The organism is Arsukibacterium sp., from assembly GCF_033721375.1.
GTDB lineage: Bacteria > Pseudomonadota > Gammaproteobacteria > Enterobacterales > Alteromonadaceae > Alishewanella.
Map to the genome: position 1 here is coordinate 437,815 of NZ_JAWWAP010000001.1, position 14,503 is coordinate 452,317.

Below are 14,503 nucleotides of genomic sequence, written 5' to 3' on the forward strand. Positions count from 1 at the left end.
GTGTCAGAGAAGTGGCTATACTTTAGACAATAATACTTTTTGGCGTGATCACTGATGAGTGTGGAGCTTTATGCGAACCACCATATGTTATATTTGCTCCGGTAACCTGAAAATGTATTTGCTGGCTGGCAGCATGTTGCTGTTTAGCTGCGGCAACAGCTTGCCGGCCCAGACCCTGCGGGTCGCTGTTGCCGACTACCCACCCTACACTTATGTGCAGGATCAACAAATTGATGGTGAAGGTTTTCAGGCGTTTGACAGCATTATGACTGAACTGGGCGTTAAATACCGGGCTGAGGCGGTACCACACTTTGGTCGTTCGTTAATCGACATGGAAAATAATCAACTCGATGCGTTGTTACTGGCAACCGAAAGCCCTGAACGCAGTTCCCTGGCACAATACTCTGAACCACTGTTCTTTGCCGACTGGGCCTGGGTGTGGCTGGCAAAACGCAACGATATCCAACCTGACAGCGACCAATTTAGAGAGGTTGCTATTGTTTCAGCGCAGAAGAACAGCAACATTTATCGCTGGTTAGCGCTGCAGGACTATCAAATTACCCCCGGCACCAGCGATATCAGAGGATTGTTTAACCTGTTAGACCACGGCCGGGTCGACGCTATAATGTTGCCGGAGATAACTGCAACCACATTAATTAATAATCATCAACGTGACAAAACACAATACAAAATCCATAAGCACATTAAACTGCCATATGGCATTTATATCAGCAAAGCCTTTCTTGCCAACCACCCGGATTTTATGCAGAAATTAAATCAGGCGATCAAAAAATATAATGGCGACAAAACACCACAAGCTACAAGCAAAACAAAAATTGCCGCGCCAACAAACTGAGTTATGTCGCTCATTCTTAGCTGAAACAGATAACAGATTATCTGATCAGATTGTATTGGCGAACGGCAGTATCGGTTTGTAAGCCAAAGTGTCCCAGGCTATAGGTATAACTGGCATTTTCACCCCAGATACGGCTGCTGTGCACACCGTAAACCAGACAGCTGCCGGTGGCACAGACTACCTGATCAATATTGCTTTTAATCGAATAAACCCGCTGGCCAAACCGCACCCCATAAATACTGTCTAAAAAGGGGCTGGATACAGACAGGCCGGCACTACCACAGGTAGAGCTCCAGACATTAAATGGATAAACACCGCAGCTTAACAAGCCCCGAAATGCCCCGGCAACACCGACAAAAGCATCAACCTGTGATGCCACGCCCAGTTTATCTATTTGCTGTGCCGCCAGAGTCGCACCCATAGAATGACCAATAACATCAATTTTACCTGTGCAGGAGTTATTCAAAGCAGAGTTTATCGCATTGCGAACCGGCGTTTCCTCACTGCCGCTATGATCATTGCAGGCTGCACAGCTTTTGGAGCCCCAGTTGGGTCGGTAAATATCAGTGGTCTTATAGCCTTTGCTACGCAAATAATTGTAAGTATTGTCCCAGCTGGCCGGGCTGGCAGTATTACCATGAACCAGCACGACTGCATCAACACAGGCTTGCACCTTGCCGGTTAACAGCAGCGCCAGACTGGCGGTAACTAATAGTAAGGTTTTTTTTATTGTTATCATCAGAAACTCCTTGGTTGGGTCTGTGACAACATAGACAGCTGGTTAAATTTCAACCATAACACTTTAGTGCTAGCAACAGGAGTTGGCGCCCGCTAAAAGCCTGAGCCTGGTTGTATTAAAAACTCCAGCTCCTCGGGTGTTGAAGTCCGGCCCAGAATCGCATTGCGATGTGGATAGCGACCAAAGCGGTCGATAATGGCTTTATGTTTTAGCTCAAACTGGTAATTGGTATCCGGCGCGTGCTTTTTATAAAGCGCTTCAGCCAGCGTATGGATTACTGTTGATTCACTGTGCATATAAGGCAGCAGTAAAAAGCTGCGCTCATCGGCTGTCAGTTCCGTCAGCGCCCCGCCAGCTACAGCTTCCTGCGCCAGCACCAGGGCCATCGCATCCTGAGAAAATGCCGCTGGGGTATTGCGGTATATATTGCGGGAAAACTGATCAAGCACAATAATTTCGGCCAGCCGGCCTTTGGCAGTTTTGCGCCAGTGTTCCAGTTCACCGCGGGCAGCTTGTTGCAGCACATGACCAAAGCGGCTGGCGATCAGCTGATCAAACCGGCTGTCTTTCGCCCACCATTGGCTGGGGCTGATTTCTTTAAACCAAAAATCTAAAATCTGCTGTGGCATAATGACTCCCTGTTATCGTTATTCCAGCGCCAACTGCCGGATATGCTGTTGCAGTTGCGGATAAAACTGTAAAAAGTCCTGCTCTAACCGGGCGTAGCGCGGGGTAATTTCGTTAATAATACCACCGAATTTGTTGGCAAACCGGATCCGGCCGGCAATATGGTCCAGTGCCTGACCAAGCCGTGGTAACTGCTGATAACTGGCAAACCAGTCATTCCGACACACCCGCTGCATGGTGTCGCGCATTGTCGCCGGCATCAGCGGCATTGCGTCATTTAGTTTAAAGTATAAACGGGCTTTGTATTGTGCAAAGGGTTCAGGGTAAAACTGTTGCCAGTGCCGGATCAGAAAATGATCGAACAATACATCCAGCGCTACCGCAGCAAACCGCCGGCGCATCGGTGAAAAATCAGCTTTGGCAGCCTTTACTATTGGATGATGATCAGTAAAACGATCTGTCGCCCGGTGATTTTGTAACCCCGCCAGAACCTTTGGGTGTAGGCTGTCTATATTAACACCTTTACAAAAATCACCCAGCAGGTTACCCACCAGTGAATACTGATCAGGCCTGGCTAAAGCGGCATGCGCCAGATAATTCAACTAACCCTCCTGCTGTTAATTACAGTCTGTCACAGCTAGGCTACCGTACCGGGATAATGATACAATGCCCGTCGCAATCAATTACCTGTAGAGTGCATAATGCGTTTGTTTGTTCGATTATTTTTCCGTTTTGTCCGACTTATTCTTACGCCATTTATGCTGCTGACGGAATGGTTAACCACGCCAAAAGCAATAAGTCGCAGCCAGGAACAACAAGTCAAGGTAGATAAAGCTTGCGAACAACTGGCACTTTATCAGTTTTCTGCCTGTCCGTTTTGTATCAAAGTACGTAAAGAAATTGCCCGGCTGGGTCTGAATATTGAGAAACGCGATGCGCAGCATCATGCGGTTCACCGTCAGCAGCTGGCAACAGCCGGAGGAAAAATAAAAGTACCCTGCTTACGAATTAACGATGGGCAGTGGCTATATGAGTCAGACGACATTATTCACTACCTGCGCCAGCAATTTGCTGCTGCATCGGCCATAGAATAAATTTTATCTTGCTAAAATAATCAGCACCCCACTCCAGTCCAGGCCCCGGCTTTTACCAGCCTGGGGTGCGATTTCCACCCCACAGTAAAACCCCAGTAACGGGATTCTTGCTTCATTCAGCAGACTTTGTACTTCTCTGGCATCTTCCTGACCTGCAGCCGGCCACTCTGCGCCGGTTGCGGCCGCCGGGTCAAGCTGGGCAATACGGCCCGCACAATCCATATAAATTGCGATTAATGGCTGCCTGCCATCCTGCTTCATTTGCTGCAACAAAGCCTCGGTGCTGGTTCGGGCGGACGCCCGGCTAAGTGCCGGGCTGCGGCGCATCAACTGAATTTCCATACCTTCATGCATATCTGGCTCGAATAAAATGATGCCTTCATCATTGGGTAATACCCCGCTTATAAGCCGGTTGCTATAGTCGTTTTCTTTATTTAAATCGGGCGCTGAATTAGCCGGAATACCAAGGCACAAGTGGCTGACCGGAGACCGGCTGCGCCAGTTACGGCCGCCAAAGGCCTGGTCGATAACCTCAACTGCCGGTTTACCATCAAGCGAATATAAAAACTGACCAAAAATACCGGTAATGGTATAACGCTGACTGCTTAGAGGCTGACACCCATGCATTACGCCAATATAGGAACTCATGTTGCCACCAAACACCAGCGCGCTGGCGCTTTGCTGAGCAATACTTTTGCCACAGAATTGCAGGGTATGACTAAAACCATGATCGCCCAGTAAGCCGGCACCTGCCACTGGCAGAGGCGCAGCCAGGTTTAACTCTAAACCCCGGAGCAGTGGTGCTGAAGGGTTCATTACCGGCGCAACATTTTCTGAACCGGAAAACTTAACGGAATCATAAAGCAGTAACAATAAACTGGCATCCGGCATGTTGGGCAACGCCTGAGCTAACTGCTCACCGGCATTAAACGGACTGTTAAATAAGCCGGTTGCTACCGCCATCTGGCAATAATTATCTTCAAATTTCAGTACCGCCACTGCTGCAGGATACCCCTGGTATGACAAATTCTGGTTCGTGATTACCCCTATCGCCGAGCCACCAAAAATATTTACATCCTGCCCTAACACCGCACGTAACCCCCGGTAGAAAGCCTGATGGTCCAGCGCACCACTGCAAAAGGCCAGCACCAGATCAGCATTGCCGAAGGCGGCTTGGGTTATAGCATTTAGTGCAGCTTGCTTGCCGGCGTTAAATGCATTTTCGCAATTACTGTATCCTATTCCAACTTTCATAATCCCTCATACTGCTGGCAAAGGCTCTCTTCCCTTCCAGTAACGAATATTACACGTTATTAACCATTGCAGGAATAAGTTAAGCAACAAGATTTCAGGTTCAGTACTAACTTGGTATAGTGAATTCATTCTCAGCAAGCACTATCTGACAGGCAATAAGTATTGAAGGTAAGCAGATGCGGTTAATTATTATGCTGATGTTACTGGCGCTGACAGGCTGCGCTTTGGCGCCGGGTGCTGTAATTGTCCCGCCAATACAATCTCTGTCCGGCGCCGAACAGCTGGCACTGGCAGAACAAGCCGGCCAGCATGTTGTGCATTGGCCAGAGCAGCGCAGCAGCCGGCAGGGTGTCAATAACCGGCGTGTTTTTAACAGCTGGCAGGGCCAGGGCGAGCTATTGGTAAATATGCAGCAGACAGAGGTGGCAACTATTGCTGTTAATGGCAAGCTCCTGCGGTTGCAGCGTCCCGACCATGGTCAGCCGTTTAAAATAGATATTGCCGCCTTTACCCGAAACGGTGGCAATCAGTTGCAGCTGCTCTCACTGCAACCTGCCACGGCTCAACTGACCATTGCCGTGCCCTATCCTGAGCTTATTCCGCAGCAGCACGATCCCATTGCCAATTCGCAGCGTTTCAGTAAAGTTGACCAGTTAATTAACGAAGAAGTGGCCGCCGGTTTTCCCGGTGCGGTGTTGCTGGTGGTGAAAGACGGTCGGATCATTAAAGAAACCGCCTATGGCTATGCCCTGCGTTATCAGGCAGATGGCTCAGTAGAGCCCGCTCCACAGCCGATGCAGACCAACACCTTGTTTGATATTGCCTCCAATACCAAAATGTATGCCACGACTTATGCCGTAATGCAGCTGGTCAGCAGCGGTATGCTGGATATCAACCGGCCACTGACCGATTACCTGCCAGAGTATCTGGGGGATGGCCGGGAGCAGCGTCTGGTCAGCGATTTGCTCTACCACACCAGTGGCTATGCGCCGGAGGTGCATTTTCACCGGCCGGATAACAGCAATGGCGCGCTGTTTTATTCATTGAATAAAGCCTATACCGACCAGTTGCTGCTGGCGCAGGTGCCGTTTGTCAGTGAACGGGCGAGAACCGCACGCTACAGTGATATTAACTTTATGCTGCTGGGCTTATTGATTGAAAGATTAACCGCGATGCCGCTGGATCAATACTTAGAGCAGCAGTTTTACCAGCCGCTGGGTTTAAATAACCTGCTGTTTAGCCCATTGCAAAAAGGCGTGGCAGCGGCCAGGATTGCCGCCACCGAACTGGATGGTAACAGCCGGGGTGGCCGCGTTAATTTTCCTGCTAACCGCCAGGGTGTGTTGCGCGGTCAGGTTCATGATGAAAAGGCCTTTCATGCCCTGCAGGGCGTGGCCGGCCATGCCGGGTTATTTGCCACTGCCCGCGATCTGGCCGTGGTAATGAGTGTGGTAGCCCAACAAGGTGGCTATGGCTGGCAGCGATTTTTCAGCCCGGCAGTCGTGCAACAATTTACCCGGCCCTCATCCTATGATCACCGCTTTGGTCTGGGCTGGCGCACTGCCGCCGGCGGCGACTTAACCTGGCATTTTGGCGCCTATGCCAGTGATTACGCCTATGGTCATACCGGTTGGACCGGCACCGCCACTGTAATAGACCCGGCTCATAATTTAATGGTGGTATTGCTGACCAACAAAAAACACAGCCCTGTTATCGCCAACGGCAACAGTTACGAATTTACCGGGGATAATTATGAAACCGGCCGCTACGGCACCATTATGAGCCTGATCTATGAAGCCATCCTGCAATAGCGCTTAATCCGCACTGGCGGCGTTTAAAAACTGCAGCGCTGCCAGCTGCTGATACAGTGGACATGTCTGCATCAGCTCACTGTGCTTACCCGCAGCAATCAGCTGCCCCTGGTCCAGTACCAGAATACGGTCGACATGCAGTACTGTGCTTAGCCGATGGGCAATAATTAAAGTAGTTTTACCGTGCATCAGCTGCGCCAGCGCTTGCTTAACCTCATGCTCGCTGGCAGCATCCAGCGCACTGGTGGCTTCATCCAGCAGCAGCAACGGCCGATCGGCCAGAATAGCCCGGGCAATAGCAATCCGCTGCTTCTGCCCTCCCGATAAGCGCACCCCGCGCTCACCCAACTGACTATGATAACCACCAGCTAACTGCTGAATAAAGCCATCGGCTTCAGCTGCCTTACAAGCTGCTATCACCTCCTGCTCGCTGGCGTCTGGCCGGCCATAACGGACGTTTTCCAGCACGGTGTCAGCAAAAATCACAGCATCCTGCGGTACCAGCGCAAATTGTGCCCTCAGCCTGGCAGGATCGAGGGTGCTGATATCAATACCATCTAGTAAAATTTTGCCCATCGGTAAGTTATAAAAACGCTGCAGCAGCTGAAATATCGTGGTTTTGCCTGCTCCGCTCGGCCCGACCAATGCCACCCGCTCCCCCGGATTAATATGCAGCCTGAGCTGACTTAACACAGGGCGATCAGGCAGCTGCGGATAGTAAAAACTGACATCGTCAAATACCAGACTGCCCGTTACCGGTTCAGTTAATGTTGCCGGCATCGCAGGCGCAGTTATTTCAAGCGGGGTAGCCGCTAACTCTATTAACCGTTCGGTGGCCCCGGCAGCGCGCTGAATCTCACCTATCACTTCACTGATCGTAGCAACCGCACCGGCCACCACCACGGCATAAAATAAAAAAGCGGTAAGCTCACCCGCCGTGATCCGTCCTGCCAGCACATCCAGCGCGCCTGCCCAGCCAACCAGGGTGACCGCACTGATACTAAGCAGCATTACCAGACCAATTAATAAAGCACGGTAGAAAATCCGCTGCTTTGCCGCTACCATCACCTGCTCAATTTTGCCGGCAAACACTTGCTGATCCAGTATTTCATGGCCATACGCCTGCACGGTGTGAATTTCATGCAGGCTTTGATCAACATGGGCACCAATATCAGCCAGCCGATCCTGACTGGCCCGCGCCATATGCCGTACTTTGCGGCCAAGTACAAAAATAGGTATCAGCACCAGCGGCACGGCAATTGACACCAGCGCGGTCATTTTTAAGCTGGTAAAAGCCATCATCAGTAACCCGCCGACTGCAGTCACACCTGATCGTAGCGCCATCGACAAACTGGAACCGACCACGGTTTGCAGCACTGTGGTATCTGCGGTAAAGCGGGAAATAACTTCGCCGGTGCGGGTTTCACCATAAAACGCCGGGGACAACAGCAACATATGCCGGTACACATGGTTACGAATATCGGCACTAACCCGCTCTCCGAGCCAGGTCATCAGATAAAAGCGGCAGAATACTGCACTGGCACTGACAGCGGTGATCAGTAAAATCAGCAACATAATGCTATTAAGCCGCTGGCTGTCGCCACCGGCAAAACCCTCATCAACCAGTAAGCGTACCCCCTGACCCAGCACCAGCCAGGCCAGCGCGCCCAGCAGTAAAAACAGCATAGCCGCCACCACCCGCCAGCGATATGGCATTAAGAAGCCGGCCAGCCAGGGCAGTACCGCCGAAGTCCTGCCTGGAGAGTGACTGTCGCTTTGTGGGGTATTGTGCAAAATGGTTTTCCTGTTTCAGCTTTATCTGACGCAGACTTATCATACTTGATTAACCGCGCCAGAAGTAGCTACGCAAAACCGCTGAAGTGCTATATGATGCGCCACCCAATTCCGGTGCCGCCAGCATACCGCTATGATATCAACCAACGCTTTATATACTGATCTATCGGGCTACTATGATTTGATGTGTCGTGATATCAACTATCTGGCGCAAAGCAGTGCAGTGCACCGGCTGAATAAGATGCTTGGTAACGGCGGTCATCAGCACCTTGATTTAGCCTGCGGTACCGGCCCGCATATCCGGCATTTTATCGACTCAGGTTACCAGTGCATTGGCCTGGATTTAAACCAGCCGATGCTTGAATTAGCCAGGGCACGCTGTCCGCAAGCCAGCTTTATGTTGCAAAATATGTGTCAGTTTAACCTGGACAGGCAGGTTGATTTAATTACCTGTTTTTTATATTCCATTCACTACACAGCCAGTATCAGTGCGTTGAAACAATGCTTTGCCAGCATTTATGCCGCATTGAGCCCAGGCGGGCTATTGGTGTTTAATGCCGTGGATAAAGAAAAAATCTGTAACCAGTCGGCCGTGCGCCATAGCACCTGCCACGATAACAGCCAGTTTGTGTTTGAGTCGGGCTGGCATTACAGCGGCAGCGGTGAGCAACAGGCATTGAAATTAAGTATTGCCAGAACTGACAGTGCAGGCACTCAGCTATGGCAGGACCAGCATCCTATGGTAGCCGTTAGCTTTGCCGGGCTGCAGGCGCTGCTGTGCCCCTACTTTGAAGTGCATATACTGGCGCACGATTATGACAAAATAACCCCGTGGGATACCACAGCAGGCAATGCGCTGTTTGCCTGTATCAAACGCTGAGTAAACGCTGTTTCACGGGAAAAAGCAGCGACATCATGTTCGAATATGGAATTCTCTTTTTGTTGCCTTAGCTGCTGCCTGGTATCATTCGCAATCTGATTACCTGCGCGTTATGCTCTATGCTTTCATAGATTAACAAGATAAGCAGCAACGGAGCGCATCGCAATGAACAAGTATCTGACCTTTTTATTTTGGATAGCCCTGCCCCTTAGTGCCGCACCGCAATTAGAGTTGCTCTGGCAAACCGACGGTTTCCGGGTGCCGGAGTCGGTGCTGGTTCATCAGCAACAGCAAGACAAGTTTCTGTTTGTATCTGAAATTGACGGTGCCGGCAGTGCCGCCGACGGCGAAGGCGGCATAGCGCTGCTGAACACCGATGGCAGCATGCGCGTGCAGAACTGGCTACGCGGCTTAAACGCGCCAAAAGGCATGGCAGAGTATAACGGTAAACTGTATGTCGCTGATCTGACCGAACTGGTTATTATTGATATCGAAAGCGCAACGGTAACGGCAAAAATTCCGGCAGCCGATGCCGTGTTTCTGAATGATGTCACGGTAGATAATAACGGCGTGGTGTATATTTCTGATACCCGCAAAAACGTTGTTTATCAGTATAAAGATGGTGCTATCAGCATCTGGCTGGAAAATATCGTAGCCGCTAACGGCTTAAAAGCAATCGGTAACGAACTGTATATCGCTGCCGCCGATCTGCTGCTAAAAGTAAACAAAAGTGGCGAAATAACGCAAATTGCCAAAGGTTTCGCCCAGCGGGCAGATGGCCTGGAACCGGTGGGCAATGGTGATTTTATTGTCAGCTGCTGGGCCGGCATTATTTACTATGTTACAGCTGATGGCAGCATGACAACATTGTTAGACACCCGCCAGCAAAAACGTAACACCGCTGATATTGGCTGGGATCCACAACACCAGATCCTGTACGTGCCCACTTTTGCCGGCAACTCTGTCGCCGCCTACCGGCTAACCGGGCTGGCGGCTGACTAAAGCTGGCTATTTAGCGCTTAAGCCGGCAGTGCTGCGCTCTGCCGGCACAATGCGACCGTCAGCCGTAAAATGTAAATATTCAGCGGCGACATGGCGCTGCCTTTTCTGACAGCCCGAGTTATTGCTGTCCAGCCAGCGATGATAGAACAGCAGCCATTGACCGTTATATTGCACAACAGAATGATGGTTATTGCTCTGGTGTTCCTGCTCCATAAAAACGCCGCGGTAAGTCCAGGGGCCAATGGGTGATGTTGCCGTGTAGTAGCTCAGCACCCGGTTATTTTCCGGCATGGTAAAGTAGTACAGACCATCGCGTTTAAACACCCAGGGTCCTTCCATTTTCGGCTCGTAACCGCCCATGTCCATCTTGATAAAATCGCCGGCTATACCGCGCATATCATCACGCATTTTTACTACGCGATAATCAAAATCAGTGCCATGAAAATACAGATAAACCTGGCCGTCGTCGTCAATAAACAACGCCGGATCATTGGCATAAGGGCTGCGCCAGAGCGGTGCGCCAATCATATCTTTAAACGGTCCGGCCGGTGAGTCACTCTCGGCTATGCCGATACCCATCCATTTGGTACTGTTCTGTGGCTTTTGTCTGTCTTTAACACCGGTACCCGCCGGAAACACTAAATAGTATTTACCATTTTTAAATGCGGCGTCCGGTGCCCAGGCGTAATCGTCGGCCCAGGCTACATCGTCTACCGACAATGCTGCGCCGTGGGCGGTCCAGTCGGTCAGGTTATCGGTTGAAAATACGTGCCAGTCTCGCATATGAAAATCAGTCTGACATTCTTCGTCATGCGAGGTGTACAAATACAGCCGGCCATCCTGCCAGACATGGGCTGAGGGATCAGCTGTCCGGATCGGTTTACCGTCAATCAGTAAACCAAAATCCAAAGGGTTTGCGGCCAGCGCCGGACCAGCTATCAGGCTGGAAGCAATGATTAACCCAGCGCGCAAGTTATTAAGTTTTAACATGGTCAGTACCAGAATAAACGGGGAATAACTAATCCTGGGCTAAAGTAAGCCGCCAGTGCCAGCAGAATTGTCATTTAGTTAATCTTTTTTCCAGTTCTGACACAAAACGTTAAATAGCCCTGCAAAAAACCGCGAAAATGTTTCTGTTTTGCTGCATCCAGTTGCGCTAGTCAGTCGTTGCTTGCATTGGAGGTGAGCATTTTATGCTGTATCAGGTTCAGGCTGTCGACCTGCTGTTCGCCAAACACAGTTGATAAAGCAAGGAAAATACTATGATACATTCAAAATTTGTTCGAGCGGCTCGCGGGCCGATGTCATTAAGTGCAGTAGCCCTGGCGATGATGCTCGCCCTTACCGGTTGCGACGGTGACGATGGCGCAGCTGGCCAGCCCGGTGCTGACGGTGCTCCCGGCCAGCCTGGTGCAGATGGGACGCCGGGTTTTGCTGCGGCTGATTTTCTGGTAGCGAATAACGGCAGTGAAAATAGCGGTACCGTTGATCTGATTAACCAGAATGCCGCAGCACTAAAACGTTTTACCGGCCTGAATAATCAGGGTGTCGTACTCGATCCGCTCGGTAATCTGGTTCAGGCAGGCGATAGCAGCAATGGCAGTCTGAAAACATTTTGCCAGATTGCGATGCGGCCTGACGGCGCGGCCTTTGACCCAATGCTTGACCGGGAGTTAACCGGCGCCACTACCGGCCTGGTAAACCCAAAAGGCATCGCATTTTCCCAGCAACGTGGCCTGGTATTTATTGCCGATCAAACAGCCATGCAGGTTACCGTTTACGGGGCAGCCGCTGCTGGCGATGCTGCACCGCTGGCCACCACCACCACGGAAGCAATGCCCTGGGATCTGTTTTACGATGAAATCAATGACCGGTTATATGTCGCGCTGACCAATGGTGTGCTGTCGGTGTACGATAACTACGTTAGCGGTAACTATGCTGCGATGCCAAGCCGCAGCATAACCCCAGTCGATGACAGCGGCATGCCGTTATCGGTTAACCTGCACGGCATAGCCTATGACCGGGTATCTGACAAAATGGTGTTATCAGATGTTGGTAGTGCCAGCGATGCCACTGATGGCAGCCTGTTTGTATTAAATAATATCTCGGTTGCAGATGGTGAGGTCGTTCCGGCCAGGGTTATCAGCGGTCCGGCAACCCTGCTGGGTAACCCGGTTGATATCGTGCTATCTGGCAGTGAGTTGCGGGTAGCAGAAAAAGCCAATGATGCCATTTTAGTGTATGCCAACATATTCGCCGGCCAGAGTGGTGACATTGCCCCGGATTTAGCCACCACAGCTATCAAACCGGAATCGCTGGTGCAGCTTACATCACCACGTCAGCACCCGGATATTTCAGATACCAGTGCTCCGTCGGTGTTGCTGGGAGTAGTCGTTTCCAGTAACCCCGCAGCGGCAGGCCCAACGACCGGCCAGATCAGTCGGGTAACAGCCGCCCTTACCAGTGAGCTCAGTCAGTACAATGCATTACAAACGATTGAAAGTGTTACCTTTGATCTGGCAGGTGATAGTTACACTACCTTTGATAACGCCGACGGGGGTGGCATTGTCATTTCTAACCGGGTTGCCAGTCAGCGCAGTGCTGAGCAATATTCAACTGCGCAGGATCGTATTATAAGTGGTAGTAACACCGGCTTAATATCGCCAAAAGGGCTGGACATCGACTCGGCCAGTGGTTTGATATTTGTCGCAGAAAATAATCCTGCTACGCCCGGGATCTTAGTTTTTTCCAGCTGTAGCAGTGGCAATGCCGCCCCTGTTATAACTTTAAACACTGCACCGGCCCAGCCGTGGGATGTCGATTATGATCCAGCCAGCGACAAAGCCTTTGTTGCCCTGACCAATGGCACCGTTGCAGTATTTAATGAAGTTAGAAGTAAATGGCTGGCGGGCACTGGTACGATAAATGCTGACCGTATTATTACCCCGGCAACCGGCGGGGTTGCTCTCGCTGCACCGACTAACCTGCATGGTATTGACTACGACTTTGCCAGTGATGCATTAATCGTTTCCGATGTGGGCAGTGCAGCAGATGCTACTGATGGCAAAATTTATGTATTGAATAATGCCAGCACCGCTAATGGCTTAACCAATATTGCGATAAATATCAGCGGTAATAATTCAGCGTTGGGTAATCCGGTAGATATTATGTATAGCGGTCAGCATCTGTACGTGGCGGAAAAATCGAACAATCTGGTACTACGGTTTGACAATATTCTTAACAGCGCCGGCGGCAATATAGCTGCAGATGCCAGTTTTGCGTTTACGGCACCAGAGTCTGTAGCGATAATTCCGCGGTATCTTAGCAACCGGCAGTAAATTTACTGGCTTGCGTCAGGTTTTCGATTTAACGGTCTGGCCACAGCCAAAAGGTTGCAGTTGCAGCGTGACACTGATTTGTTGACCCAGCTGCACTTTATACAGCAGGTTGTACTGCTGTTCAGACAGCGGTGCAACCTCGATACCGCTGAGAAGTTTAACCAGTTGTGGCACGGTATTGCTGTGCCCTACTACCAAAACGGGCTGGGTAAAGGCCTGTAGTTGCTGTTGCAATTGCTCTGGCTGCCGCGGATCATAACTGGTCACCGCCAGCTGTTTGCTGCTGGCTACCGCGGCGGCCGTTTGCCGGGTACGCTGAAAAGGTGTGGCATACACGGCCTCAAGTTCAATATCGCTAAAATATCGGGCCAGTGCTGCAGCTCTGGCCTGGCCGCATTCAGATAGTACCGGATCTTTGCCGTCATCCTGTTTTTCAGCGTGGCGCACCAGATAAATGGTATTAGCGCTGACCTGTAGTGCCAGCACACAACTTATTGCCCCACACCAGGGTAAAAATTTAGCTATTTTCATTGATTTGCTTCCTGTATAGCACTGCGTCCACCTCACCCAATGCATCCTGATGAAGATAGCGCTTAATAAATGTCATGCCCAGTTTGCGCATTACCCCGATTGAACCGGCATTATCCGGCATGGCAATGGCTGATAAAAAGTGAACTGCAGGGTTATGCGCCAGTACCGCAGCAGCAATAGCAGCCGCGGCCTCGCTGGCATAACCCTGGCCCCAGAATTGCCGTTTAAAACGCCAACCTAATTCAACATCATCGCTGCTGGGTGTTGCCGTGTTAAAGCCCATAGGCCGGATCAATACCCAACCCAGATAAGCATTACCGTCAATCCTACGCACCTGCCAGATGCCATAGCCGCGCTCAGGGTTGCGATACTGCGCCATTCGTGGCAGAAAAATTTCGGTAATTTGCTGCATGGAAGTACGTTTACCGCCATTCAGGTAGCGCATAACCTCTTCGTCCTGATCTATCTCAAATAACAGCTCAGCATCCTGCTCATGGAGCAATTTAAAACTTAACCGTTCAGTGGCCGGAATCTGCAGCACAGTGCGTTACCTGTATTATTAACTGTATTATTTTTA

14 protein-coding genes are annotated in these 14,503 nt (G+C 50.6%); 6 read left to right on the forward strand and 8 right to left on the reverse strand.

Annotated elements, in window-relative coordinates; translation table 11 throughout:
• Positions 1–70 precede the first annotated feature (70 nt).
• The gene (locus tag R3187_RS02025) at positions 71–856 is read left to right on the forward strand and encodes a substrate-binding periplasmic protein (RefSeq protein ID WP_318965026.1); all 786 of its coding nucleotides are present in this window, start codon (positions 71–73) and stop codon (positions 854–856) included.
• Positions 857–893: 37 nt separating this feature from the next.
• Here R3187_RS02025 and R3187_RS02030 read toward each other — a convergent pair whose 3' ends face one another.
• The 3 genes from R3187_RS02030 to R3187_RS02040 all read right to left on the reverse strand — a co-directional run bounded on the left by R3187_RS02030 (position 894) and on the right by R3187_RS02040 (position 2,824).
• Positions 894–1,595 carry an alpha/beta fold hydrolase gene (locus R3187_RS02030; RefSeq protein WP_318965027.1) on the reverse strand — a complete coding sequence of 234 codons (702 nt, stop codon included), beginning with the start codon at positions 1,593–1,595 and terminating at the stop codon, positions 894–896.
• Positions 1,596–1,687: 92 nt separating this feature from the next.
• Positions 1,688–2,224 (reverse strand): DUF924 family protein, encoded by a 537-nt coding sequence (locus tag R3187_RS02035; protein WP_318965028.1) that lies wholly within the window; start codon positions 2,222–2,224, stop codon positions 1,688–1,690.
• 18 nt (positions 2,225–2,242) lie between these two features.
• Positions 2,243–2,824: an ACP phosphodiesterase gene (locus R3187_RS02040; protein WP_318965029.1), complete on the reverse strand. Its 582-nt coding sequence runs from the start codon at positions 2,822–2,824 to the stop codon at positions 2,243–2,245.
• A 99-nt stretch (positions 2,825–2,923) separates the two neighbouring features.
• Between R3187_RS02040 and R3187_RS02045 the strand changes: the two genes are divergently transcribed.
• The gene (locus R3187_RS02045; RefSeq protein ID WP_318965030.1) at positions 2,924–3,316 is read left to right on the forward strand and encodes a glutathione S-transferase N-terminal domain-containing protein; all 393 of its coding nucleotides are present in this window, start codon (positions 2,924–2,926) and stop codon (positions 3,314–3,316) included.
• A 3-nt stretch (positions 3,317–3,319) separates the two neighbouring features.
• Here R3187_RS02045 and R3187_RS02050 read toward each other — a convergent pair whose 3' ends face one another.
• Complete coding sequence (locus tag R3187_RS02050; protein WP_318965031.1) at positions 3,320–4,570, reverse strand: FIST signal transduction protein; 1,251 nt, start codon at positions 4,568–4,570, stop codon at positions 3,320–3,322.
• 176 nt (positions 4,571–4,746) lie between these two features.
• Between R3187_RS02050 and pbp4b the strand changes: the two genes are divergently transcribed.
• The gene (pbp4b, locus tag R3187_RS02055; protein WP_318965032.1) at positions 4,747–6,381 is read left to right on the forward strand and encodes a penicillin binding protein PBP4B; all 1,635 of its coding nucleotides are present in this window, start codon (positions 4,747–4,749) and stop codon (positions 6,379–6,381) included.
• A gap of 3 nt (positions 6,382–6,384) precedes the next feature.
• On the opposite strand, the gene R3187_RS02060 is transcribed toward pbp4b, so the two are convergent.
• Positions 6,385–8,175 (reverse strand): ABC transporter transmembrane domain-containing protein, encoded by a 1,791-nt coding sequence (locus R3187_RS02060; protein WP_318965033.1) that lies wholly within the window; start codon positions 8,173–8,175, stop codon positions 6,385–6,387.
• A 133-nt stretch (positions 8,176–8,308) separates the two neighbouring features.
• Between R3187_RS02060 and R3187_RS02065 the strand changes: the two genes are divergently transcribed.
• The gene (locus tag R3187_RS02065; protein WP_318965034.1) at positions 8,309–9,055 is read left to right on the forward strand and encodes a class I SAM-dependent methyltransferase; all 747 of its coding nucleotides are present in this window, start codon (positions 8,309–8,311) and stop codon (positions 9,053–9,055) included.
• Positions 9,056–9,220: 165 nt separating this feature from the next.
• Positions 9,221–10,057, forward strand: a complete 837-nt coding sequence (locus tag R3187_RS02070; RefSeq protein WP_318965035.1) for a hypothetical protein — start codon at positions 9,221–9,223, stop codon at positions 10,055–10,057.
• 6 nt (positions 10,058–10,063) lie between these two features.
• Here R3187_RS02070 and R3187_RS02075 read toward each other — a convergent pair whose 3' ends face one another.
• Positions 10,064–11,047 carry a family 43 glycosylhydrolase gene (locus R3187_RS02075; RefSeq protein WP_318965036.1) on the reverse strand — a complete coding sequence of 328 codons (984 nt, stop codon included), beginning with the start codon at positions 11,045–11,047 and terminating at the stop codon, positions 10,064–10,066.
• Between the two features lie 272 nt (positions 11,048–11,319).
• Between R3187_RS02075 and R3187_RS02080 the strand changes: the two genes are divergently transcribed.
• Positions 11,320–13,395 (forward strand): collagen-like protein, encoded by a 2,076-nt coding sequence (locus R3187_RS02080; RefSeq protein ID WP_318965037.1) that lies wholly within the window; start codon positions 11,320–11,322, stop codon positions 13,393–13,395.
• A 15-nt stretch (positions 13,396–13,410) separates the two neighbouring features.
• On the opposite strand, the gene R3187_RS02085 is transcribed toward R3187_RS02080, so the two are convergent.
• Both R3187_RS02085 and R3187_RS02090 read right to left on the reverse strand, forming a co-directional pair.
• The gene (locus R3187_RS02085) at positions 13,411–13,926 is read right to left on the reverse strand and encodes a phosphoglycerate mutase family protein (RefSeq protein ID WP_318965038.1); all 516 of its coding nucleotides are present in this window, start codon (positions 13,924–13,926) and stop codon (positions 13,411–13,413) included.
• Complete coding sequence (locus R3187_RS02090) at positions 13,913–14,467, reverse strand: GNAT family N-acetyltransferase (RefSeq protein ID WP_318965039.1); 555 nt, start codon at positions 14,465–14,467, stop codon at positions 13,913–13,915. Before R3187_RS02090 ends, R3187_RS02085 begins: the two co-directional genes overlap by 14 nt.
• Between the last annotated feature and the right edge of the window lie 36 nt (positions 14,468–14,503).